This window comes from Azotobacter chroococcum (assembly GCF_004339665.1).
GTDB classification, from domain to species: Bacteria; Pseudomonadota; Gammaproteobacteria; order Pseudomonadales; family Pseudomonadaceae; genus Azotobacter; species Azotobacter chroococcum.
Genome location: NZ_SMMU01000046.1, coordinates 1 through 23,206 on the forward strand (window position 1 = coordinate 1; position 23,206 = coordinate 23,206).

Annotated in this window: 25 protein-coding genes and 3 tRNA genes; 21 read left to right on the plus strand and 7 right to left on the minus strand. The window is 64.0% G+C overall.

Features of this window, described 5'->3' with window-relative positions; genetic code table 11:
* The 12 genes from EV691_RS20700 to EV691_RS20750 all read left to right on the plus strand — a co-directional run.
* The coding region (locus EV691_RS20700) for a hypothetical protein (RefSeq protein WP_207901111.1) at nt 1-228 on the plus strand (228 nt) is incomplete at its 5' end.
* Between the two features lie 78 nt (nt 229-306).
* A complete protein-coding gene (locus EV691_RS20705) occupies nt 307-1,161 on the plus strand; it encodes a phosphoadenosine phosphosulfate reductase domain-containing protein (protein WP_131300472.1) in 855 nt (284 codons plus the stop codon).
* Nucleotides 1,162-1,171: 10 nt separating this feature from the next.
* Nucleotides 1,172-2,023, plus strand: coding sequence for a DNA cytosine methyltransferase (locus EV691_RS20710; RefSeq protein ID WP_131300474.1), 852 nt, complete (start codon nt 1,172-1,174; stop codon nt 2,021-2,023).
* A gap of 9 nt (nt 2,024-2,032) precedes the next feature.
* Nucleotides 2,033-2,221 (plus strand): hypothetical protein, encoded by a 189-nt coding sequence (locus tag EV691_RS20715; RefSeq protein WP_131300476.1) that lies wholly within the window; start codon nt 2,033-2,035, stop codon nt 2,219-2,221.
* On the plus strand, nt 2,218-2,430 hold the full coding sequence (locus tag EV691_RS20720) for a hypothetical protein (protein ID WP_131300478.1): 213 nt from the start codon (nt 2,218-2,220) through the stop codon (nt 2,428-2,430). Before EV691_RS20715 ends, EV691_RS20720 begins: the two co-directional genes overlap by 4 nt.
* 100 nt (nt 2,431-2,530) lie before the next feature.
* Entirely contained in the window at nt 2,531-2,794 is a 264-nt protein-coding gene (locus EV691_RS20725; RefSeq protein ID WP_131300480.1) for a hypothetical protein, read from the plus strand.
* A complete protein-coding gene (locus EV691_RS20730; RefSeq protein ID WP_131300482.1) occupies nt 2,791-3,663 on the plus strand; it encodes a hypothetical protein in 873 nt (290 codons plus the stop codon). Before EV691_RS20725 ends, EV691_RS20730 begins: the two co-directional genes overlap by 4 nt.
* Nucleotides 3,660-4,076: a hypothetical protein gene (locus EV691_RS20735; protein ID WP_131300484.1), complete on the plus strand. Its 417-nt coding sequence runs from the start codon at nt 3,660-3,662 to the stop codon at nt 4,074-4,076. Before EV691_RS20730 ends, EV691_RS20735 begins: the two co-directional genes overlap by 4 nt.
* On the plus strand, nt 4,067-4,231 hold the full coding sequence (locus tag EV691_RS23480) for a hypothetical protein (protein ID WP_165496595.1): 165 nt from the start codon (nt 4,067-4,069) through the stop codon (nt 4,229-4,231). Before EV691_RS20735 ends, EV691_RS23480 begins: the two co-directional genes overlap by 10 nt.
* A gap of 63 nt (nt 4,232-4,294) precedes the next feature.
* Nucleotides 4,295-4,576, plus strand: coding sequence for a hypothetical protein (locus EV691_RS20740; protein ID WP_131300486.1), 282 nt, complete (start codon nt 4,295-4,297; stop codon nt 4,574-4,576).
* Between the two features lie 64 nt (nt 4,577-4,640).
* On the plus strand, nt 4,641-4,952 hold the full coding sequence (locus EV691_RS24325) for a helix-turn-helix domain-containing protein (RefSeq protein ID WP_377802320.1): 312 nt from the start codon (nt 4,641-4,643) through the stop codon (nt 4,950-4,952).
* A complete protein-coding gene (locus EV691_RS20750) occupies nt 4,838-5,941 on the plus strand; it encodes a tyrosine-type recombinase/integrase (protein WP_131300490.1) in 1,104 nt (367 codons plus the stop codon). Before EV691_RS24325 ends, EV691_RS20750 begins: the two co-directional genes overlap by 115 nt.
* A gap of 9 nt (nt 5,942-5,950) precedes the next feature.
* Here the strand turns inward: EV691_RS20750 and EV691_RS20755 are convergent.
* The 3 genes from EV691_RS20755 to EV691_RS20765 form a co-directional block, all read right to left on the minus strand.
* A tRNA-Leu gene (locus tag EV691_RS20755) sits at nt 5,951-6,035 on the minus strand.
* Nucleotides 6,036-6,094: 59 nt separating this feature from the next.
* Nucleotides 6,095-6,170: transfer RNA gene (locus EV691_RS20760), tRNA-His, on the minus strand.
* A gap of 33 nt (nt 6,171-6,203) precedes the next feature.
* Nucleotides 6,204-6,280: transfer RNA gene (locus EV691_RS20765), tRNA-Arg, on the minus strand.
* Nucleotides 6,281-6,556: 276 nt separating this feature from the next.
* On the opposite strand from EV691_RS20765, the gene folD reads away from it, so the two are divergent.
* A complete protein-coding gene (gene folD, locus EV691_RS20770) occupies nt 6,557-7,411 on the plus strand; it encodes a bifunctional methylenetetrahydrofolate dehydrogenase/methenyltetrahydrofolate cyclohydrolase FolD (RefSeq protein WP_131300492.1) in 855 nt (284 codons plus the stop codon).
* Between the two features lie 88 nt (nt 7,412-7,499).
* Here folD and cysS read toward each other — a convergent pair whose 3' ends face one another.
* Together cysS and EV691_RS20780 are read right to left on the minus strand one after the other, a co-directional pair.
* Nucleotides 7,500-8,885, minus strand: coding sequence for a cysteine--tRNA ligase (gene cysS, locus EV691_RS20775; protein WP_131300494.1), 1,386 nt, complete (start codon nt 8,883-8,885; stop codon nt 7,500-7,502).
* Entirely contained in the window at nt 8,886-10,559 is a 1,674-nt protein-coding gene (locus EV691_RS20780; RefSeq protein WP_131300496.1) for a glutamine--tRNA ligase/YqeY domain fusion protein, read from the minus strand.
* A gap of 156 nt (nt 10,560-10,715) precedes the next feature.
* On the opposite strand from EV691_RS20780, the gene EV691_RS20785 reads away from it, so the two are divergent.
* From EV691_RS20785 to EV691_RS20805, 5 genes are all read left to right on the plus strand, one after another.
* Complete coding sequence (locus EV691_RS20785; protein ID WP_089167968.1) at nt 10,716-11,210, plus strand: peptidylprolyl isomerase; 495 nt, start codon at nt 10,716-10,718, stop codon at nt 11,208-11,210.
* A 4-nt stretch (nt 11,211-11,214) separates the two neighbouring features.
* Nucleotides 11,215-11,940, plus strand: coding sequence for a UDP-2,3-diacylglucosamine diphosphatase (gene lpxH, locus EV691_RS20790; protein WP_131300498.1), 726 nt, complete (start codon nt 11,215-11,217; stop codon nt 11,938-11,940).
* 277 nt (nt 11,941-12,217) lie between these two features.
* The gene (locus EV691_RS20795) at nt 12,218-13,942 is read left to right on the plus strand and encodes a type I secretion system permease/ATPase (protein ID WP_131300500.1); all 1,725 of its coding nucleotides are present in this window, start codon (nt 12,218-12,220) and stop codon (nt 13,940-13,942) included.
* 6 nt (nt 13,943-13,948) lie between these two features.
* The gene (locus EV691_RS20800; RefSeq protein WP_131300502.1) at nt 13,949-15,295 is read left to right on the plus strand and encodes an HlyD family type I secretion periplasmic adaptor subunit; all 1,347 of its coding nucleotides are present in this window, start codon (nt 13,949-13,951) and stop codon (nt 15,293-15,295) included.
* The gene (locus EV691_RS20805) at nt 15,296-16,639 is read left to right on the plus strand and encodes a TolC family outer membrane protein (RefSeq protein WP_131300504.1); all 1,344 of its coding nucleotides are present in this window, start codon (nt 15,296-15,298) and stop codon (nt 16,637-16,639) included.
* Between the two features lie 12 nt (nt 16,640-16,651).
* Here EV691_RS20805 and EV691_RS20810 read toward each other — a convergent pair whose 3' ends face one another.
* Nucleotides 16,652-17,254 carry a MiaE family protein gene (locus EV691_RS20810; RefSeq protein WP_131254559.1) on the minus strand — a complete coding sequence of 201 codons (603 nt, stop codon included), beginning with the start codon at nt 17,252-17,254 and terminating at the stop codon, nt 16,652-16,654.
* Nucleotides 17,255-17,330: 76 nt separating this feature from the next.
* A complete protein-coding gene (locus EV691_RS20815) occupies nt 17,331-17,807 on the minus strand; it encodes a DUF1289 domain-containing protein (protein ID WP_131300506.1) in 477 nt (158 codons plus the stop codon).
* A gap of 386 nt (nt 17,808-18,193) precedes the next feature.
* Between EV691_RS20815 and acnB the strand changes: the two genes are divergently transcribed.
* The 3 genes from acnB to EV691_RS20835 all read left to right on the plus strand — a co-directional run bounded on the left by acnB (nt 18,194) and on the right by EV691_RS20835 (nt 22,859).
* Nucleotides 18,194-20,803, plus strand: coding sequence for a bifunctional aconitate hydratase 2/2-methylisocitrate dehydratase (gene acnB, locus EV691_RS20825; RefSeq protein ID WP_131300508.1), 2,610 nt, complete (start codon nt 18,194-18,196; stop codon nt 20,801-20,803).
* A gap of 245 nt (nt 20,804-21,048) precedes the next feature.
* Nucleotides 21,049-22,299 (plus strand): CmpA/NrtA family ABC transporter substrate-binding protein, encoded by a 1,251-nt coding sequence (locus tag EV691_RS20830; RefSeq protein ID WP_131300510.1) that lies wholly within the window; start codon nt 21,049-21,051, stop codon nt 22,297-22,299.
* Nucleotides 22,281-22,859: an ANTAR domain-containing response regulator gene (locus tag EV691_RS20835; RefSeq protein ID WP_131300512.1), complete on the plus strand. Its 579-nt coding sequence runs from the start codon at nt 22,281-22,283 to the stop codon at nt 22,857-22,859. The genes EV691_RS20830 and EV691_RS20835 overlap by 19 nt, the downstream gene beginning before the upstream one ends.
* Nucleotides 22,860-23,206: the final 347 nt, after the last annotated feature.

Below are 23,206 nucleotides of genomic sequence, written 5' to 3' on the forward strand. Positions count from 1 at the left end.
GTGCGATGCCAGGATGCTCGAGAGGTGCTGGCCATGACCGATCTAACCGAGGCTGCAGAGGCCGTCCGCCGGCAGCACCCGATCTACCGGAACCGCAACACCGGCGTGACCTGGCAAGTCGAGATGTCGATCGGTGACTCAGTGTGGCTGCGCGACATCGTCGGCCACACGCAGCAGCGCCGGGCAGAGGAACTGGCGAACCGCGAGACGTGGGAGCGCGTCACGTAAGGCCTCGCCTCTCCGCTTAACCCCTATCCCCCGCCACTGCTGCACAAGCTGCACGGCGGCGCACGCCTGGAGAAAGCCATGCCTTACCGACTCAGAGGCCCTACTTGCTTGAGTTTCAGCGGCGGGCGGACCAGCGCCTACATGCTGCGCCAGGTGCTTGACTGCAACGCCGATCTGTCCGACCTGATCGTGTGCTTTGCCAACACCGGCAAGGAGCATGAGGCCACGCTCCAGTTCGTGCAGGAATGCGGCGAGCGCTGGAATATCACGATTGTCTGGCTTGAGTACCGGGACAACGAGCAGGGCTTCGAGATTGTCGACTTCGGCACAGCCAGCCGCAACGGCGAGCCTTTCGAGACGATCATTCAGAAGCGCAACTATCTGCCGAACCCCGTCACCCGCTTCTGCACCGTCGAGATGAAGATCCGGGTCATGCACAAGTACCTGCGAAGCATCGGCTGGTCGAGCGAAGAGACGCCAATCGACATGATGACCGGCATCCGTGCCGACGAACCCAAGCGAGTCGCCAAGATCCGCACCAGGGGATCTACTAGCGAAAGCAAGTACGCGACGATGGTTCTGCCGCTGGCCGATGCCGGCGTGACCGTACATGACGTGGGCGAGTTCTGGCGGGCGCAGCCCTTCGATCTACAGCTTCCGACGATCAATGGCCGCACTCTCTTGGGCAACTGTGACCTCTGCTTCCTGAAGGGCGCACACCAGATCTATTCGATCATCGCCACAGAGCCAGCCAGGGCCAACTGGTGGGCGCAGATGGAGTCTCGCGTCAAGTCGAAAGGCAAATTCTCCGGTAATGGCGACCGCTTCCGCTCAGATCGCCCGAGTTATCAGGAAATGCGCGACTACTCAGACCAGCAATTCGACATGTTCGCCGAGCATGACGAAGCGATTGAATGCTTCTGTGGGGATTGAAGGAAATGACATGGCTATTCAGCAGAGCACTGGTACAGGCCTTCGAGAACTCGCGCTCTTCGCGGGAGCCGGGGGTGGCATTCTCGGCGGCCAACTGCTCGGATGGCGTACCGTCTGCGCCGTTGAGCGTGATGCCTACGCCGCACAAGTTCTGGCGCAACGACAAAACGATGGAGCCCTCCCAGCTTTCCCGATTTGGTCTGACGTGTGCAGTTTTGACGGAAAGCCTTGGCGAGGCCTTGTTGACGTGGTTTCGGGCGGATTCCCGTGTCAGGACATATCCGCTGCCGGGAATGGCGCCGGCATTGATGGAGAGCGCTCCGGCCTCTGGCGGGAAATGGCACGAATCATCGGTGAAGTACGACCTCAATTCGTCTTCGTGGAGAACTCACCGCTCCTTGTTCGACGAGGCCTTGCCGTGGTCCTCGGTGACCTTGCCGAACTGGGGTATGACGCTCGCTGGTGTGTTATGGGAGCCGCCGATGTCGGGGCGCCCCATCAGAGAGACCGCATCTGGATTGTGGCCCACGCCAACCGTGCGCGGGAACCACAACAAGCCTGGGGCGAGCAAGAAAGCAGGATGGGGACTTGCTTCAGCGGTGAAAGCATGGCCCACGCCAACAGCAAGCATGCACAAGGGCTGGAGCCCAAGGCACAACCGGGCAGCCACCGACGACCGGCTGGATTACTCGATCGAGCGAGAAGCCCACGAGTTGAGCATTGCTGGCCGCCTGAACCCAGCGTGGGTCGAGTGGTTGATGGGCTGGCCAACCGGCTGGACCGACTTAAGGCCCTTGGAAATGGCCAGGTTCCACGAGTGGCAGCAACAGCATTCGCCTTTCTGGCAGCGGACTGGCTCTGAGGAGGCGGCATGACCCACTACCCCAAGGGTGGCCGCTGCCGGCACTGCACGAAGCTGCACGATAACTGCAGCGGGCTGCCGTTCGAAACGATGCCGGTCCACCGCCACGACGGCGCTGACGTCGTGGTCATCTGCACCGAGTACCAGCAGATCAACCGCAACGCGACGATGAAGGCAGACAGGCGGAGGCGCGCATGAGCCTCCGCGACAGCGGCCACCGCTTCTGCCTGTCGCCAGATTGGCAGCGAGCCCGCTGGCTCAGCCCCACCATTCGCTCAGCCATGTACCCCGACTGGCTCGACGTGACCGATATGGACTCCGACGAGTTGGCCGAGCTGCTCATCCAGAAACTGCTGCCGCCCGGTCCTCAAGAATGCCGGGCGGCGCAAGGAGAACTGAACCTGTGAACGTACCAACCTTCTGCCGCACTGACGGCAAGCGCATCGGCGAGTGCCGGTGCTACCGCTGCCGGCCGGTTGCGCCGGCCAAGACGAAGGAATCCAAGAAATGATCAAGTACAAAGCAGACGACTGGCTCAGACCCAAAGTCGAGATTGTCGAGTGCGAGAGGGCAACAGATTCATCTGTTTTCGTGAATGGCAAACGGCGAGCGAAGGAGTCAGCGAACGAGCGCTATTTAGACAGCTTTGATGAGGCAAAGTCGTGGCTTTTGGACCGCGCCGACCGCCGCCTTCAGGCCGCGCGTAATGCCTTGCAAAGGGCGCAAGACCAGCTCGGGAACATCAAGGGAATGAAGGAGCCGCAGCAATGACCCACGAAACGACCGCACCGGTTACCAATCTAGTGGATGAGGTGCTGGCCGACCTGAGTCGCGCAGAGAAAACTCATCTGGATAGCGAGGTGCGCGACATAGCCCGCGAGGCATATCGGCTTATCCGACAGCAGCAGGCAGAACTTGCCAAGCAGGCCGCCCCGGTGGCCGTGCCGGATGGCTGGAAGATCGTTCCGATAGTACCAACTGAAGAAATGGTCAAGGCTAGCGATTTTGTCGTCAGGCGCTCGGCGTTCGAGACCTGGGAAAGGATGCTCGCCGCCGCGCCGACCCCGCCAGCGCAGCAGCCGGTCACTCCTATCGGGAAGGTCCTATCGGATGATGAAATGGGGGCCAGCTATGACCGACGTATGGGGCGAATTATCTGGTTTTGTAGTCCTGAGCCAGGGTTTATCTACGCATCCCCGCTGTTGCCTGCAGCCCCGCCAGCGCAGCAGCCGGAGAAGTCAGGTTACCAACTCGGGTTTCGTGACGGCGCGGAGGTGTTTGCCTGCTATCTGCTAGACAACTGCGAGCGCGAGACTGTTTACGAGGAAAGCCTGCAGCAATGGCTGAACGACATGCTACGCGCACACCACGCCCCGCCAGCGCCGGAGCAGGCCGAGCAGCAGCCAGTGGCATGGGCTCGACAATGCGACTTAGACGGCCCCGACGATGTCCTTTTCGTCAGCCGGCATGAATACCAGAAGACCGGATACTCGGTTGCGCTATACGTCACCCCAATCGCGCAGATCGAGCAGGACGCCGTGACGGTGCCGCGGGGGCTGCTGGAGTGCTACCTGTACGGGGGCGGCGATTGGGTAGAGGCCGGGCACAAACTGCGCGACCTGCTTGGAGGTGGCGCATGAGCGAGGCAGTGAAGCGGTTCAACCTATGGAAACGGTTCGGAGAACCTGAGCTGAGAGAAAGCGCGGATGGCCAGCTAGTCCTCGCCGCCGACCACGACCGCATCGTCTCGTCTCTGACCGAGGCCGGGCGGAAGCTGCAGGCGGAGCGTGATGCATGGCGAAATGCTTGCAAGGCCCTGCAGATTGAGGAGGAGAAAGTGGCAGCCATGGATGGCGAATTGACCGCCCTGCGCGCCGAGGTCGAGCGGCTGCGCAAGGATGCGGAACTGTTCCGCAGGCTTCGAGATTTGCCGGACGAACTGCTGGGCGCTCCCGGTGTGCCGTGCGTAGCGGTCCCAGAAGGGCCGAGAGTTGGACGGTATGTCTCAGGGCCGGACCTAGACGACGCCCTGGAGGCCAGCCGATGCTCGTGACGATCGAACTCGCAGACGATGAAGTGCTGGTCGCGCTGAAGCGGCCAGAAGGCTACGAAGACACCCATCCCAAGCTGGTTGCAGAAGATGCGATCCGCGAAGACTGGCCGGAGTACCGGACGATCCACGGCGACGAGATCAAGACGCCGAACTGACCCGCTAACCCCTCCCCCCATACCCACTTACCACCGCTGCCCGCGGGCGGCGCGGAGAGAGTCATGCCTGAACATAAGCACACGCCAGCACCATGGCTGCTGGAAGGGCGCACCGTCTATGCGCTGAATGCCGATGGATTCAATAGGTTCTGCGCGCAGGTTCAGGGCGCGCAGACGACACCGGCCGAACTGGAAGCCAATGCTCGGCTAATCTGCGCCGCACCGGATCTGCTCCAGGCCCTGGAAGATTGCACAGCTCTGCTGTCCTGCTACTGCAAGGAAGAACATGAGCAGTGCATGCGGGACGCCCGAGCTGCAATCGCCAGGGCCACCGGCCAAGCCTAACCCAACCCCGTCCACACTCCCCGGCCAAGACGCGCCGGGAGGGAGACTTTTGCCTATGAGTTTGATGACTGTCGACCAGGCGGCAGAGCTTCTGAGCGTCTGCAGCCGCACCGTCTACAACATGGCCGCCGACGGCCGCATACCGGTAGTCAGGATGCGCGGCCGGAGCCTGCGCGTCCATCGCGAGAAGCTGGAGGCAATGCTCGAAGATGAAGCCGCTGCTAGTATTCGCGCCGCGGGCGGCGTGAAGGAGAACACCACATGCCGTACAAACGAGGCGACTCACCTTTCTGGTGGGTCAGCTACAAGCTACCAACTGGAAAGTACGTTAGACGATCTTCTGGGACAGAGGACTACGCGGCGGCAAAGGCGCTAGAGCAGCAGGCCCGAGCAGACGCATGGAAGGAAAAGGAATGGGGCGTGAATCCGCCCCGGAGCTTCGAGGAGGTGATCATCCCGTACCTGCAGCACGCTCGCCAGCATCAGCGCAGCTACGAGACGACGACTCATCGGGTAAAGCATCTGCGGGAGGCTTTTGCCGGAAAGATCATGAACGATCTGGCCGGCCAGCAGATCCGCGAATATACCAGCAAACGCATGGAAGCCGGGGCCTCGGCAGCCACCATCAATCGTGAGTTGTCGGCGCTATCCGCAGCCATCAACTGGTGCAACGTGGAGTACGAGTGGGGATTGCCGAACCCGGTCAAGGGAAGGAAGGCCAGGGAGCCAGAGGGTCGAGTGCGCTGGATCACGCCGGCCGAGGTAGAGGCGCTGTGCAGGGAGGCACGGATGCTGAAGTACGGCGACAACCTGGAGGACTTCATACGCCTGGCGGTCAACACTGGCTGCCGGAAGGAAGAGATGCTCGGGCTCGAATGGCGGCGTGTGGATCTGCACAACCGGCTGATCCACCTGGAAGGGCAGCACACGAAGGCCGGCAAGCGTCGATCGATACCGATCAACGAGGGCGCCCTATCGGCGCTCAAGGGGCGGATGGCATTCCGGGCAAAGCACTGCCCGGCGAGCCCATGGGTATTTTGCCGGCCGACTGGAGAGCGAGCGGTAAGCGTGCGGGTCGGTTTCGAGAAGGCGTGTCAAAAAGCCGGCATCACCGACTTCGTGATTCACGACCTGAGGCACACCTGTGCAGCGCACCTTATTAGTGCAGGCGTTCCGCTTTCGGAGGTACGGGATTTGCTAGGCCACAGCACGGTGACAATGACGGAGCGTTATGCCCACCTCGCCCCGGCCCGTGTCCGGGACGCAGTAGCGGTGCTGGACCGTGAGAACGGCATGTCACGTTCTCGCTACGCTGATGTTCCAGTGCATCAAGGAGGAAGGCCCTTAAAGCTCGTAACCCCTTGATTTATCTAGTGGTGCGGATGAAGAGACTCGAACTCTTACGCCTTGCGGCGCTGGAACCTAAATCCAGTGTGTCTACCAATTCCACCACATCCGCGTGGCCAGTAACCCTTGAAAAACGAAAACGCCAGGCTTTACGCCTGGCGCTTTGGAATATGGGGTGGACGATGGGAATCGAACCCACGACACCAGGAGCCACAATCCTGTGCTCTACCAACTGAGCTACGCCCACCATATTTTGCCTGCTTGCCACCGAACTGCCTCATGGCGCACCCGGCAGGACTCGAACCTGCGACCATCCGCTTAGAAGGCGGATGCTCTATCCAGCTGAGCTACGGGCGCTTTTTCATCTGCATTCTGCAGCAGAGCGCAAATTCGAAGCCTTCCGCAAAACCTAACATTTTCAGTTTGGCCTTGCTTTCCTACCCAGCAACAGGTCGTGCTTGACAAGCGGGGCGAATCTTATAGAGCAGAAAATTTTCTGTCAACAATATTTTTTAAATAAATCAGCAAGATGTAAGGAGTGACAGCAGCATCCAGCTGTCCGCATTGGCCCACCAGCCTCGCCATGCGAGAATGTTCTTTTCATCTTATCAACCTCATGGTTAAGCAAGCGTCATGACCGCAAAACTAATCGACGGCAAAGCGATCGCCGCCAGTCTGCGTCAGCAGATCGCCCAACGTGTCGCCGAACGACGCCAGCAGGGTCTGCGCGCCCCCGGCCTGGCAGTCATCCTGGTGGGAACAGACCCTGCCTCTCAAGTCTATGTATCCCACAAGCGCAAGGACTGCGAAGAAGTGGGCTTTCACTCCCAAGCCTATGACCTTTCCGCCAGCACTAGCCAGGACGAACTCCTGTCCCTGATCGACCGATTGAACGAAGATCCAGAGATCGACGGCATCCTGGTACAGCTGCCGCTTCCGCAGCACCTTGACGCCTCCCTGCTGCTTGAGCGCATCCGCCCGGACAAGGACGTGGATGGCTTCCATCCCTACAACATCGGCCGCCTCGCTCAACGCATGCCATTGCTGCGGCCCTGCACCCCCAAAGGCATCATCACGCTCCTGCAGAGCACCGGTGTAGACCTGTATGGTTTGGACGCCACCGTAGTCGGCGCCTCCAATATCGTCGGGCGTCCGATGGCACTGGAACTGCTGCTGGCCGGCTGCACCGTGACCGTCACCCACCGATTCACCCGCAATCTGGCCGAGCATGCCAGCCGCTCCGACCTGGTGGTGGTCGCCGCCGGAAAGCCAGGCCTGGTCAAGGGCGAATGGATCAAACCTGGCGCCATCGTCATAGATGTCGGCATCAACCGCCTGGACGACGGCAGACTGGTCGGTGATGTGGAGTTTTCCGCTGCGGCCGAGCGTGCAGGATGGATTACCCCCGTCCCGGGCGGAGTCGGCCCGATGACCCGCGCCTGCCTTCTGGAAAACACGCTGTACGCAGCCGAACAGCTGCATCAGTGATGCTGGCGCTCCAAATGAAAATGGCACCCCCAAGGGTGCCATTTTCATCCGCGGCCACCCTCAAGCGGCCCACCTTTCCTGCCGCCCCTCAGTCGGCCAGACGCCAGGTCGTACTGCCCTTGCCGTCTTCCAGCACCACACCCATGGCGGTGAGCTGGTCACGAATGCGGTCGGACTCGGCCCAGTTCTTCTCAGCGCGGGCCTGCAGGCGTACGGCGATCAGTGCCTCGACCTCGTCGGCGTTCACCTTGCCCTCCGCACCGGCCTGCAGGAAGGTTTCCGGCTCCAGCTGCAACACGCCAAGCAGGCCGCTCAGCTCCTTCAGACGCCCCGCTAGAGCGGCCGCGGAGGCAAGATCCGACTCGCGCAGGCGGTTGACCTCGCGGGCCAGCTCGAACAGCACGGCGCAAGCCTCCGGGGTGTTGAAGTCGTCGTCCATCGCCGCGGCAAACCGCGCAACATGCTCCTCGCCACCGGCCGGCGCCGCAGCCGGCAGGCCCTTGAGCGCGTTGTAGAAGCGCTCCAGCGCGCCCTTGGCCTCGCGCAGGCTGTCCTCGGAGTAATTGATCGGGCTGCGGTAGTGGCTGGACACCAGCAGGTAGCGCACCACCTCGGGCTGGTACTTCTCCAGCACCTCGCGGATGGTGAAGAAGTTGCCGAGGCTCTTGGACATCTTCTCGCCGTCGACGCGCACCGCGCCGGCGTGCATCCAGGCGTTGGCGTACAGCTTGCCGGTGGCCGCCTCGCTCTGGGCGATCTCGTTCTCGTGGTGCGGGAACACCAGATCCGGGCCGCCGCCGTGAATGTCGAAGGTCTCGCCCAGGCAGCAGGTGGACATCACCGAGCACTCGATGTGCCAGCCCGGACGGCCGGGGCCCCACGGCGACTCCCAGCTCGGCTCGCCCGGCTTGGCGCCCTTCCACAGCACGAAGTCGAGCGGATCCTCCTTGGCCTCGTCGACCTCGATGCGCGCGCCGATCTTCAGGTCCTCGATCTTGCGCCGCGACAGCTTGCCGTAGCCCTCGAACTTGCCGACCCGGTAGTAGACGTCGCCATTGCCCGGGGCGTAGGCGAAGCCCTTGTCGATCAGGGTCTGGATCATCGCGTGCATGCCGGCGATGTGCTCGGTGGCGCGCGGCTCGAGGTCCGGGCGCAGCACGTTGAGGCGTGCCTCGTCCTCGTGCATGGCATCGATCATTCGTGCGACCAGCGCCTGGAACGGCTCGCCGTTCTCGTTGGCGCGACGGATGATCTTGTCATCGATGTCGGTAATGTTGCGCACGTAGGTCAGCTCATAGCCGCGATGGCGCAGCCAGCGGGCGACCACGTCGAACGCCACCATCACCCGCGCATGGCCGATGTGGCAGAAGTCGTAGACGGTCATGCCGCACACATACATGCGCACCTTATTGCCTTCCAGCGGCTTGAACTCGTCCTTGCTCTTGGACAGGGTGCTGTAGATGGAAAGCGTCATTTACTGCCCCCAGGAATCGCGCAGGGTGACGGTGCGGTTGAACACCGGGGCACCCGGCTTTGAGTCCTTCAGGTCGGCGCAGAAGTAGCCTTCGCGCTCGAACTGGAAGCGCTCTTCCGGCACCGCCTGGGCCAGCGACGGCTCGGCGCGGCAGCCCTTGAGCACCACCAGCGACTCCGGATTGATGTTGTCGAGGAAGCTGCCGCCCTCCTCGTCGGTCTTCTCCGGATTGGCGGCCTTGAACAGGCGGTCGTACAGGCGTACTTCGCACTCGACGCTCTCGGCGGCCGGCACCCAGTGGATCACGCCCTTGACCTTGCGGCCTTCCGGGTTCTTGCCGAGGGTGTTCGGATCAAAGGAGCAACGCAGTTCGACGATGTTGCCGGCGGCGTCCTTGACCGCCTCGTCAGCGCGGATCACGTAGCTGCCGCGCAGGCGCACTTCGCCGCCGGGAATCAGGCGCTTGTAGCCGGCCGGCGGAACCTCCTCGAAATCGCTGGCGTCGATGAAGATCTCGCGGGAGAACGGCAGCACGCGCACGCCCATGTCCTGCTTGGGATGGCGCGGCAGCTCGAGATTCTCGACTTGGCCTTCCGGATAGTTGGTGATGACCACTTTCAGCGGCTTGAGCACGCACATGGCACGTGAAGCGTTGGCGTCGAGATCCTCGCGGATGGCGAATTCCAGCATGCCAATGTCGACCAGGCCGCCGGCGCGGTTGACGCCGATCAGGTCGCAGAAGTGGCGGATCGAGGCCGGAGTGTAGCCGCGGCGACGATAACCGGACAGGGTCGACATGCGCGGGTCGTCCCAGCCGTTGACGTGACCTTCATCGACCAGTTGCTTGAGCTTGCGCTTGCTGGTGATGGTGTAGTTCAGGTTGAGGCGGGCGAACTCGTACTGGCGCGGCTGGGCCGGCACCGGTAGGTTGGCCAGGAACCACTCGTACAGCGGGCGATGATCCTCGAACTCCAGGGTGCAGATCGAGTGAGTGATACCCTCGATGGCGTCCGACTGACCGTGGGTGAAGTCGTAGCTCGGGTAGATGCACCACTTGTCGCCGGTCTGGTGGTGATGGGCGTGGCGGATGCGGTAGAGGATCGGGTCGCGCAGGTTCATGTTCGGCGAGGCCATGTCGATCTTCGCGCGCAGCGCACGGGCGCCGTCGGGGAACTCGCCGGCCTTCATGCGGGCGAACAGGTCGAGGTTCTCCTCCACCGAACGCTCGCGGAACGGGCTGTTCCTGCCCGGCTCGGTCAGGCTGCCGCGGTAGGCGCGCGCCTCGTCCGGCGACAGGTCGCAGACGTAGGCCTGGCCGGCCTTGATCAGGTACACGGCCCAGGCAAAGAGCTGGTCGAAGTAGTTGGAGGCGTAGCGCTCCTCGCCGGCCCACTGGAAGCCCAGCCACTGCACGTCGCTCTTGATCGCATCGATGTACTCCTGGTCTTCCTTGGCCGGGTTGGTGTCGTCGAAGCGCAGGTTGCATTCGCCGCCGAACTCCTGGGCCAGGCCGAAGTTCAGGCAGATCGACTTGGCGTGGCCGATGTGCAGGTAGCCATTGGGCTCCGGCGGGAAGCGGGTGACGATCTTGGCGTGCTTGCCCGACTCCAGGTCGGCCTGGACGATCGGGCGGAGGAAGTTCGCGGCAGCGGCGGGAGTCTCGGGCTTGCTCATGGGATCCTTGAAACATGTCGGCGCCGGCCAGGGTAGGCCGGCCAATGCAAAGGGCTTATCATAGCGGACCCGTCATGCCCCTGACAGAGACCCGGCAGCAACGACCATCAGCCGGCACGGTCCGGGCATCCCTCACCCACCCAGTGGAACTCAGCCATGATCAAGCTGCACACCAACCACGGCACCATCACCCTGAAACTGTTCGCCGACAAGGCGCCGGAAACCGCAGCCAACTTTGAGCAGTACGTGAAGGAAGGCCATTACGACGGCACCATCTTCCACCGCGTGATCGATGGTTTCATGATTCAGGGCGGCGGTTTCGAGCCGGGCATGAAGCAGAAGCCGACCCGCGCGCCGATCAAGAACGAGGCCAACAATGGCCTGACCAACAAGAAATACACCGTTGCCATGGCACGCACGCCGGACCCGCACTCGGCCAGCGCGCAGTTCTTCATCAACGTCAAGGACAACGCCTTCCTCGACCACACCGCGCCGACCCCGCACGGCTGGGGCTACGCCGTGTTCGGCGAAGTGGTCGAAGGCATGGACGTGATCGACAAGATCAAGACCGTGGCCACCGGCAGCCGTGCCGGTCATGGCGACGTACCAGTAGACGACGTGATTATCGAGAAGGCCGAGATCGTCGAATAATCCGATGACCACACTGCTGATCTCGGATCTGCATCTCGACGAGGAACGCCCGGACATTGCCCGGGCGTTCCTGCGCTTTTTGAAGGAGCGTGCCAGCCAGGCCGAAGCGCTGTACATCCTCGGCGACTTCTTCGAGGTCTGGATCGGCGACGATGCCATGACGCCCTTCCAGCGCTCCATCGCCGAAGCCCTGCGTGAAGTGGCGAATCAGGGCACGCGAATCTTCATGATGCATGGCAACCGCGACTTCCTCGTCGGCCGTGCCTTCTGCCGCCTGGCCGGGTGCACCCTGCTGCGCGATCCCAGCCGCATCGAGCTGAACGGCGCGCCCGTGCTGCTGATGCATGGCGACACCCTGTGCACTCGCGACATCGCCTACATGCGCTTTCGCCGGCGCCTGCGCAATCCGGTGTCGACGTGGCTCCTGCGCCACCTGCCCCTTTCCAGGCGCCAGCAGCTGGCCCGCAAGTGGCGCGACGCCAGCCGCCTGCAAGTCCGCCAGAAAGCCACCGAAATCGTCGATGTCACTCCCGATGAAGTGCCGCGAACCATGGCTTCCCATGGCGTGCTGACCCTGATCCACGGCCACACCCATCGCCCTGCCGTGCATGAGCTGCAGGTCGACGGCCGGGACGCTCGGCGCATCGTCCTCGGCGACTGGAATCGCCAGGGCTGGGTACTGCAGGTCGATGACCGCGGCTACCATCTGGACTCATTTCCCATCGCCTGAGATCCGAACCAGGGGCCCGCCCTATCGCTCGAGCATGCGCGGCCACACCCCTGGCTCGCGCCAGCCCGTATTCATCACCTTATCGCAGACTTGCGCCGCCATAAGGCATTTCAGAATCATTTGGCCACTGCAACGCCATAATTCTGATCTATAACTTAGCGGTAGATTCCTCTTTCATCCGACCGGTGAGCCTCTGCCAATACCCGGGACGCTTGAGGCAGTGGGGAAACCTTGGACACGTCCAACAACCCTGCAATCTCCAGCACCGAGGATAGGTATGGATATGCCGCAGTCTCGTTCCGAGCTGGCTGAAACACTGTTTCGCCTGCGCCGAACCTTCTACGCTCTTGCCGTCTTCAGCGGGGTGATCAACCTGCTGATGCTGACGCCGGCGATCTACATGCTGCAGGTGTACGATCGGGCCCTGGTCAGCAGCAACGCCACCACCCTGCTGATGCTGACCCTGCTGACCGTGGGGCTGTACGTGCTGCTCGCCCTGCTGGAGGTAGTGCGCTCGAGCGTGCTGATCCGGGTCGGCAATCGGCTCGACATGATGCTCAATCAACGGGTCTTCAGCGCCGCCTTCGAACGCAACCTCAGGCGGGCCGGCGGCAACCCGGCGCAGGCCCTGCAGGATCTTTCCCAGGTCCGGCAGTTTCTCACCGGTAGCGGCCTGTTCGCCTTCTTCGACGCGCCCTGGACACCGATCTACCTGCTGGTCATCGCCCTGATCCATCCACTGCTCGGCATCGTCACCCTGATCGGCTCGCTGCTGCTGGTGAGTCTCGCCTGGCTGACCGAAGTCAGCACCCGCAAACCGCTGACCGAAGCCAACCAGGCCGCCCTGGCCTCCGGCAGCTTCGCCAACAACAGCCTGCGCAACGCCGAAGTCATCGAGGCCATGGGCATGCTGCCAGCTCTCCGGCAGCGCTGGTTCGGCAACCATCTGCGGATTCTCGACCTGCAGACCCTGGCCTCCGACCGGGCCGCCTACATCAACGGCCTGACGCGCTTCGTCCGGATCACCCTGCAGTCGCTGATTCTGGGCGGCGGCGCATGGCTGGCGATCCAGGGCGAGATCACGCCGGGCATGATGATCGCCTGTTCCATCCTCAGCGGACGCGCCCTCGCGCCGGTCGAACAGGTGATCGCCACCTGGAAACAGCTGCTCTCCAGTCGAGCGGCCTGGAAGCGCCTGTCTGCCCTGCTGCAGGAGTTTCCCGCACGCCCGCCGGCCATGTCGCTGCCCCGACCCTCAGGCCGACTGAGCGTGGAGGGTGCCTTCGCCTGCGCACCCGGCTCGTCGCTGCCGATCCTGCGCGGCGTCACCTTCAACCTGGCGCCCGGCGAAGCCTTGGGCGTCATCGGCCCTTCGGCCTCGGGCAAGTCGACCCTCGCCCGCCTGCTGGTCGGCATCTGGCCTGTCCAGGCCGGCAAGGTCCGCCTCGACGGCGCGGACGTTTTCCAGTGGAACAAGGAAGAGCTCGGCCCCTGGCTCGGCTACCTGCCGCAGGATGTCGAACTGTTCGAAGGCAGCATCGCCGAGAACATCGCCCGCTTCGGTCCGCTGGACGGCGACGCGGTGATCCAGGCTGCCAGGCAGGCAGGCGTGCACGACATGATCCTGCGCCTTCCGCAGGGCTACGACACCCAGCTGAGCACCGACGGCGGCTCGCTGTCCGGCGGACAGAAACAGCGCGTCGCCCTGGCCCGCGCCCTCTACGGAGATCCGGCACTGATCGTTCTCGACGAGCCGAACTCCAGCCTCGATGACGTGGGTGAAATGGCATTGATCCACGCCCTGAGCGACCTGAAACGGCACGGCAAGACCCTGGTGCTGATTTCCCACCGGCCAACCGTGCTGAACATCGTGGACAAGCTGCTGGTATTGCGCGAAGGAACGGTGCACATGTTCGGCAGCCGCGACGAAGTCCTCGCCGCCCTGCGCCAGGCCGGCGCGGCGGGCAGCGCCCCCCTGACATCGGTCAAGACCAAGGAGTGATGAACCATGGAGGACCCGGAAGACGAGCGCAGGACTCCCGGACTGTCGCAGGACAGGCCGGAGATCGATATCGACGATCGCCGCCCCCGGCGCTGGGGCCTGTGGCTGGTGGCCGCCGGCTTTGGCGGGTTCCTCCTCTGGGCCAGCCTGGCCCCCCTGGATGCCGGCGTGGTAGCCAACGCCACGGTCAACGTGACCGACAATCGCAAGACCCTTCAGCACCTGACCGGCGGCTCGATCAAGGCCATTCTGGTGCGCGAGGGCGACCGGGTGAGGCGCGACCAGCCTCTGATCGAGCTCGATCCGACCCGCGCCATCGCCGAACAGGGGGGAATCAGCGCCCAGTACATCGTGGCGCGGACCGTGGAAAACCGCCTGCAGGCCGAACGCGACGGTCTGGACAGCGTGCACTTCGACCCCGAACTGCTCAGGCGCTTCGCCGGCGATCCGCGCCTGCAGGATGCGCTCGGCCTGCAGGCGCGGCTGTTCGCCACCCGCCGCTCGGCACTGACGGGCGAGGCCGACATCCTCAAGGAAAACATTCGTGGCGCCGAGGAACAACTCAAGGGGCTGCGTCAGGTGCAGGCCGCGCGCAATGCGCAAATCCAGCTTCTCAACCAGGAGCTGGAGGGCGTGCGCCACCTCGCCGCCGAAGGCTACGTCGCCCGCAACCGCCTGCTCGAACTGGAGCGCAACGCCGCCGAGCTGAACGCACAGCGGGCGCAGACCATCAGCGACATCGGGCGCACGCACAACCAGATCGCCGAACTGAAGCTGCGCATCCTGCAGCTGGAACAGGACTACCAGAAGGAAGTGCAGTCGCAACTGACCGAGGTGCAGAAGGAGGCCGCCACCCTGGCCGACCGCCTGCGCGCCCTGGATTACGAAGTGGCCCACACGGTGATCCGCTCGCCCATCGACGGCCTGGTGCTCGGCCTCGCTGTCACCACCATCGGCGGCGTGATCCAGCCGGGCTCGGAAATCATGAACGTGGTGCCGGCGGACGAACCGCTGCAGGTGGATGCCATGATCCCGGTGCAGGCCATCGACAAGATGGCTCCGGGATTGCCGGTGGACATCACCTTCCCCGCCTTCAACCACGCGCAGACCCCGAACATTCCGGGGCGCGTGCTCACCGTGTCGGCCGACCGGCTGGTCGACGAGGTCAGCAAGGAGCCCTACTACCTGGCCCAGGTCGAAGTGACCGAGGCGGGCATGGACATGCTTGGCAGCAACCATATCCGCGCCGGAATGCCGGCCACCGTGACCATCAAGACCGGGGAACGCAACCTGATGAGCTATCTGCTGAAGCCGATGCTCGTCCGGATCGACAGTGCCTTCAAGGAGCAATGAATGGCCGCCCGTCTCGCCTTGGCCGGCCTGGCCTGCATGGCCTGCCTGCCCGTCTGCGCCATGGACCTCAAGGACACCTGGGAACTGCTGCAGATGCAGGGGCCGACCTATCGTGCGGCGCAGCACGAGCGCGATGCCGGACTGGAGAATCGCGCCATCGGCCGCGCCGGCCTGCTGCCGCAGATCAACGCCGTCGCCAGCAAGAGCCGCCTGGAAGGTACCCGGGAAGAGCCCAACGCCCTGGGCCGCACGGTGGAAAGCGATCTCGACTACGACTCGGAAAATGCCGCGGTTCGCCTGCGCCAGCCGCTGTTCAACCTGCAGAAGCTTGCCGAATACCGTCAGGGCAAACAGCGCGCCGAGTACAGCGAGGCGATCTTCGACGCCAAGACGCAAAACGCAGCAGTGCGCCTGGCCGGCCGCTATTTCGACGTGCTGCTGGCCCGCGAAACCATCGACCTGGCGGCCGCCAAGCTCAAGGCCTTCGAACAGCAGGTCGCCGCTGCCCAGCGGCGCTTCGATCTGGGTGACGGCACCATTACCGACGTCGACCAGGCGACCGCGCGGCGCGACCTTGCCCAAGCCGAGCTGATCGAAGCCCAGGACGGGCTGATCGTCGCCCTGCGCCTGTTGCAGGAAATGCTGGGTGGCGTGCCGGAGCGGCTCGCCTCCCTGCGCCGGGAGTTCCCCACGCCGGCCCTGCAGCCCGCCAGCCTGCAGGACTGGCTGGGCCAGGCCCAGGCGAACAACCCGACGCTGCGAGCGCAGCACCACAAGCAGCAGGAGGCGGAGGAGGAAGTCAGGCGGGTCCGGAGCGGGCACTGGCCGACCCTGGATCTGGTGCTGGGCTACACCGACAGCGAGAGCGATTCGATTTCCACGCTCGACCAGCAAAACCGTTACGCCACCGCCGGGGTGGAGCTCAACATGCCGCTCTTCGCCGGCGGCGGCGTCAGTGCCAGGGTGCGCCAGGCGGTGGCCAGCCGCGAACAGAGCATCGAGGAGCTGAATGCCACCCGCGAGGAGGTGCTCTCGGCCACCACCCGCCAGTTTCGTGGCGTGCAGAGCGGCCAGGCGCGCATCAGGGCGCTGGAAAGGGCCGTCGCCTCCAGCGAGCGGGCGCAGGACTCGGCCAGAAAGGGCTTCCTCGCCGGCTCCAGCACCAACCTCGACATCCTCAACGCGGAAGAGCAGGTTTTCATCGCCCGCCGCGACCTGCTGGAGGCCAAGCTGCGCTACCTGCAGGCACGGTTGCAACTGGCCGAAGCCGTCGGCCTGCTGGGTGACGACGACATCGATCAGGCCAACGCCTACCTGGGGCCGGAGCTGGCCCTGACCTATTGAGGACGGCGGCCGTCAGGCCGCCACGCCACTGTGGAAGCGGAACTCCGCATCCGGCGTGAGGATCGCCTGGCGCTCGACCTCGGCAAAGAAGGCCACACGCGCGTCGATCGGCTCGCCGGCATACTGGCGGGCCATGCCCAGATAATCCTGATAATGCCGCGCCTCCGAGGCGAGCAGCGAGATATAGAAGCGCCCCAGCTCCTCGTCGAGAAAGGGCGCCAGGCGATGGAAACGCTCGCAGGAGCGCGCTTCGATGTAGGCGCCGACGATCAGCGTATCCACCAGCCGGCCCGGCTCGTTCTTGCGGATATGCGCATGCAGGCGCTGGGCGTAGTGCGAGGCGCTGAGCGGTCGGTAGACGACGCCGCGCTTCTTCATCAGCTCGGCCACCTGCTCGAAATGGCGCAACTCCTCGCGGGCCAGGCGCGACAGCTTATACTGCAGATCCTCCTTGTCGACATGCCGGAACAACAGGGTCAACGCCGTACCGGCCGCCTTCTTCTCACAGTTGGCGTGATCGATCAGCAGGATCTCGGGGTGCTGCAACGCCTGCTCGATCCAGGCCTGGGGGGTCGGGCAGAGCAGAAAACTTTCGATTTCGGGAAGCAGGGACATGGCAATCTGACTGGTCTTGGAAGGCCCGGCATTATACGGTTCCCGCCTGCCGCGGAGGAGTCGGCCGCCCCGTTCTCTAGATGCGCATCTGCATGCCCTCGCGCAGGAAGCGCGGGGCGATGTAGCGCTCGTAATGGGCCTCGGAGAGCAGGAAGAACTCCCGGTCGATGGCGTCGCGCAGGGCCGGCAATTCCCAGCCGCGAAACTCCGGCAACAGGGCGATGCCATAGGCCTCGAGCTGGTTGATCGCCCGGGCACCGCGGACGATCAGCTGATAAACCCAGCAATACGCCGACTGCTCGGCCACGAAGCGGATCTGCCGCTGCTCCAGCTGCCTGCGCAGCCGCTGCGCATCGAACACCTCCAGCTTGGCCTGCACCACCTGCACCAGCAGAGCCTCCAGGCGCATCCAGACGGCGCGCTTTTCCTCTTCGGTGTACTGGTTCCAGTTCACCACCTCGTGGTGGAAACGCTTGCAGCCCCGGCAGACCAGATCACCATAGACTGTTGAGCAGAGACCGATACAGGGCGTCTTGATACGCTGATGGGACATGGGCGAAGGGGTAGCCAGGGAAAAGCGAGGAGCGGGGCAGTATCTTAGCCCTTTGTCTAGACCCGGTCACCCGCATGAAGCCATAGGCGGCTTTAACTCGACCCCCGCTTTCCAGTACACTGCCAACGCCTTTTTGGCACCACTGTCCAGTCGAAGCTGTTTTCAAAGCGTCACGAGCACAGTTGCCCCGAATGGAACGGCGCAGGCACCCACCACAGGGTGCCGACGCCTCCCCTCCCTCGGCGTAAAACTTTGAAAACAGCTTCTGGAGGGGGATCGTCGCAACCTTGGCCGTGCCGCCCATAAAGCGGCGAAGGCGCTTGCGTGCGGAGATTCCCAGGATGAGTGTCCCGGAAACCCCTGGGACCACTGATGAGGGTAAAACTGTGCTTGAAGCCTATCGCAAACACGTAGAAGAGCGTGCCGCCCAGGGCGTCGTGCCCCAGCCGCTGAACGCCGAGCAGACCGCAGGCCTGGTCGAACTGCTGAAGAACCCGCCGGCCGGCGAAGAAGCATTCCTGGTTGACCTGATCACCAACCGTGTTCCGCCGGGCGTGGACGAAGCAGCCTACGTCAAGGCCGGTTTCCTCTCCGCCATCGCCAAGGGCGAAGCCACTTCCCCGCTGATCAGCAAGACCCGCGCCGTCGAGCTGCTGGGCACCATGCAGGGCGGCTACAACATCGCCACCCTGGTCGAGCTGCTGGACAGCGCCGAGCTGGCCACCGCAGCCGCCGAGCAACTCAAGCACACCCTGCTGATGTTCGACGCCTTCCACGACGTCGCCGAGCGCGCCAAGAAGGGCAACGCCGCCGCCAAGGCCGTGCTGCAGTCCTGGGCTGACGGCGAGTGGTTCACCGCCAAGCCAGCCGTTCCGGAAAAAGTCACCCTGACCGTGTTCAAGGTCCCGGGCGAAACCAACACCGACGACCTGTCTCCCGCTCCGGACGCCTGGTCGCGCCCCGACATCCCGCTGCACGCGCTGGCCATGCTGAAGATGGCCCGCGACGGCATCGAGCCGGTTCAGCCGGGCTCCGTCGGCCCGCTGAAGCAGATCGAAGCGGTCAAGGCCAAGGGCTTCCCGGTGGCCTACGTCGGTGACGTGGTCGGTACCGGTTCCTCGCGCAAGTCCGCCACCAACTCGGTGCTGTGGTTCTTCGGCGACGACATCCCCTTTGTTCCGAACAAGCGCGCCGGCGGCTTCTGCTTCGGCACCAAGATCGCCCCGATCTTCTACAACACCATGGAAGACGCCGGCGCCCTGCCGATCGAATTCGACTGCACCAACCTGGCCATGGGCGACGTCATCGACGTCTACCCGATCAAGGGTGAAGTGCGCCGCAACGGCAGCGACGAGCTGGTCACCAGCTTCTCGCTGAAGACCGACGTGCTGCTCGACGAAGTCCGCGCCGGCGGCCGTATCCCGCTGATCATCGGCCGTGGCCTGACCGAGAAGGCCCGCGCTGAGCTGGGCCTGGCTCCGTCCACCCTGTTCAAGAAGCCGGAAGCGCCGGCCGACAGTGGCAAGGGCTTCACCCTCGCCCAGAAGATGGTTGGCCGCGCCTGCGGTCTGCCGGAAGGCAAGGGCGTCCGTCCGGGCACCTACTGCGAACCGAAGATGACCACCGTCGGTTCCCAGGACACCACCGGCCCGATGACCCGCGACGAGCTGAAGGACCTGGCTTGCCTGGGCTTCTCCGCCGAGCTGGTGATGCAGTCCTTCTGCCACACCGCCGCCTATCCGAAGCCCATCGACGTCAAGACCCACCACACCCTGCCGGACTTCATCATGAACCGCAGCGGCGTGTCCCTGCGTCCGGGCGACGGCATCATCCACAGCTGGCTGAACCGCATGCTGCTGCCGGATACCGTCGGTACCGGTGGTGACTCGCACACCCGCTTCCCGATCGGCATCTCCTTCCCGGCCGGTTCCGGCCTGGTGGCCTTCGCCGCCGCCACCGGCGTCATGCCGCTGGACATGCCGGAATCCGTTCTGGTGCGCTTCAAGGGCAAGATGCAACCCGGCATCACCCTGCGTGACCTAGTGCATGCCATCCCCTACTACGCGATCCAGGCCGGCCTGCTGACCGTCGAGAAGAAAGGCAAGAAGAACATCTTCTCCGGCCGCATCCTCGAGATCGAAGGTCTGGACAGCCTGACCGTCGAGCAAGCCTTCGAGCTGTCCGACGCCTCCGCCGAGCGTTCCGCTGCCGGTTGCGCCATCAAGCTGCCGGAAGCGGCCATCGCCGAATACCTGCGCTCGAACATCACCATGCTGCGCTGGATGATCGGCGAAGGCTACGGTGATGCCCGTACCCTGGAGCGTCGCGCCCAGGCGATGGAAGCCTGGCTGGCCAATCCGAAGCTGCTGGAAGCCGACAAGGACGCCGAATACGCCGCGGTGATCGAGATCGACCTGTCCGAAGTGAAGGAGCCGGTTCTCTGCGCACCGAACGACCCGGACGATGCCCGCCTGCTGTCCACTGTTGCCGGTCAGAAGATCGACGAAGTGTTCATCGGCTCGTGCATGACCAACATCGGTCACTTCCGCGCTGCCGGCAAGCTGCTCGACAAGGTCAAGGGCGGCATCCCGACCCGTCTGTGGCTGGCTCCGCCGACCAAGATGGACGCCCACCAGCTGACCGAGGAAGGCTACTACGGCATCTACGGCAAGGCCGGTGCGCGCATGGAAATGCCGGGCTGCTCGCTGTGCATGGGTAACCAGGCTCGCGTACAGACCGGTTCGACCGTGGTTTCCACCTCGACCCGTAACTTCCCGAACCGTCTGGGCGATGCGACCAACGTGTTCCTGGCTTCCGCCGAACTGGCGTCGGTCGCCTCGATCCTTGGCAAGCTGCCGACCGTTGAGGAGTACATGGAATACGCGAAGAACATCGACACCATGGCTGCCGATATCTATCGCTACCTGTCCTTCGACCAGATCGCCGAGTACAAGGAAGCGGCGGCCAAGGCCGAACTTCCGGTCCTGCAGGTCTAAGCGTCACTTGCGCTGAATGAAGAAGCCCCGCCCCGTGCGGGGCTTCTTCTTTTCTGCAGTCCTGCGCTAGAGTGGCCACAGGTCGAAAGGCCGATGCCCCAGGCCCTGGCATATCGCTTGCTTCGTATCCGGCAGCCTCGGCGGTCCCAACGGCGGGACCCCCACTCACCGACAATGGCGTCGCTTTCGGCCCTGCCCCAGGCAGCCGCCGGGCGACGCCTTTTCGTTCAGCGCCGGAAGACACCATGACAGACCACCAAGTCCCCCCCAGAACAGATGCCCAAGCCTGGGTCGCGGGCAGCGACGCCCCCGAGAAGAGTTCGATCAATCTGGGCTTCATGCCGCTCACCGACTCCGCGTCGCTGATCGTCGCCGCCACCCAGGGCTTCGCCGAACCTTACGGACTGAGCCTCAACCTCAAGCGCCAGGTGTCCTGGTCGGGCTTGCGCGACAAGCTGATCAGCGGCGAACTGGACGCTGCCCAGGGACTGTATGGACTGGTCTACAGCATGCAGCTCGGCATCGGCGGCGCAGCGGCGACCGACATGGCGGTGCTGATGGGCCTCAACCAGAACGGTCAGAGCATCAACCTGTCGACACCGCTCCAGCAGGCCGGCGTGTGCAGTGGCGAGACACTGGCCCAACATGTGCACTGCAGCAGTGCAAAGCTCACCCTGGCCCAGACCTTTCCCACCGGAACCCATGCCCTCTGGCTCTACTACTGGCTCGCCAGCCTGGGCATCCATCCGCTCCGAGACGTGAACACCCTGGTGGTGCCGCCGCCGCAGATGGTCGAACACCTGCGCGTCGGGCGCATCGACGGCTTCTGCGCCGGCGAGCCCTGGGGCGCCCACGCCATCGACCAGGGCATGGGCTTTACCGTTGCCACCAGCCAGTCGATCTGGCCGGACCACCCCGAGAAGGTCCTCGGCTGCACCCGCGCCTTCGTCGAGCAGTATCCCAACACCGCCCGCGCCCTGGTCATGGCCGTGCTGGAGGCCAGCCGCTTCATCGATGCCAGCGAAGAGAACAAGATCAGTACCGCGCAGTTGATCAGCGCCGACGCCTACGTGGCCGCGCCACGCCAGGTGATCGAGCCGCGCTTTCTCGGCAACTATGAGGACGGCAACGGCCACGCCTGGCGGGACGGCCATGCCCTGCGCTTTCATGGCGATGGCGCGGTCAACCTGCCCTATCTCTCCGACGGCCTCTGGTTCATGACCCAGTTCCGCCGCTGGGGGCTGTTGCGCGAAGATCCGGATTATCTCGCCATCGCCAGCCAGGTGCAGCAGCTCGCGCTGTACCGCGACGCCGCCAGCGCCCTCGGCATCCCGCAGCCCGCCTCGCCCATGCGCAGCGCCACCCTGCTGGACGGCAGGCACTGGAACGGCTCCGATCCTGCGGCCTACGCCCGCAGCTTTGATCTGCACGCCCTGAACGAGGCGTCCTCCTCGGCCGACGACCAAGGAACATCCCCATGCTGCGCATCCTCCTGATCAACGACACAGCGAAGAAGGTCGGCCGCCTGAGAAGCGCCCTGGTCGAGGCCGGCTTCGAGGTCATCGACGAGTCCGGCCTGACCATCGACCTGCCCGCGCGGGTCGAGGCCGTGCGTCCCGACGTGATCCTCATCGATACCGAATCGCCCGGCCGCGACGTGATGGAGCAGGTGGTGCTGGTCAGCCGCGACCAGCCGCGGCCGATCGTCATGTTCACCGACGAGCACGATCCGAAGGTGATGCGCCAGGCCATCCAGGCCGGGGTCAGCGCCTACATCGTCGAAGGTATCCAGACCCAGCGCCTGCAGCCGATCCTCGACGTGGCCATGGCCCGCTTCGAGAGCGACCAGGCCCTGCGCGCCCAGTTGCAGGCCCGCGAGGCACAGCTGGCCGAGCGCAAGCGCGTCGAGCTGGCCAAGGGCCTGCTGATGAAGATGAAGAACTGCAGCGAGGAAGAGGCCTACACCCTGATGCGCCGCCAGGCGATGAGCCGCCAGCAGAAGCTGATCCAAGTCGCCGAACAGGTCATCGCCATGCACGACATGCTGGGACAATAGGCTGAGGCCCTGGAAACACGCGGTCTATCTAGGGCGCTCGCTGCAACCTGATGCCCATAGATGCCGATAGGTGCGTGAGAGAGTCACGCAAAAGTCACGCGCCCTTCCATAGGCCTCGCGCCTCCCTCCTCGCCCGTCCGGGTACATCAATCCCCCGCGAAATCCTCCTGCGTCAATCCGTCACGCCTATTCCAGTACAGACACCTACCGCATCACTCAGAGCAATGCCCGAATCGAATCGATCTCGGCCCTCAGCTTCCCCACGCTTCCCTCCGGCAGGTCGTCGAGCAGATCCTCCATGGCGGACAGCCGCTCGCGGATGCCGGCAGTGGTGTCCTCGCTTTCTG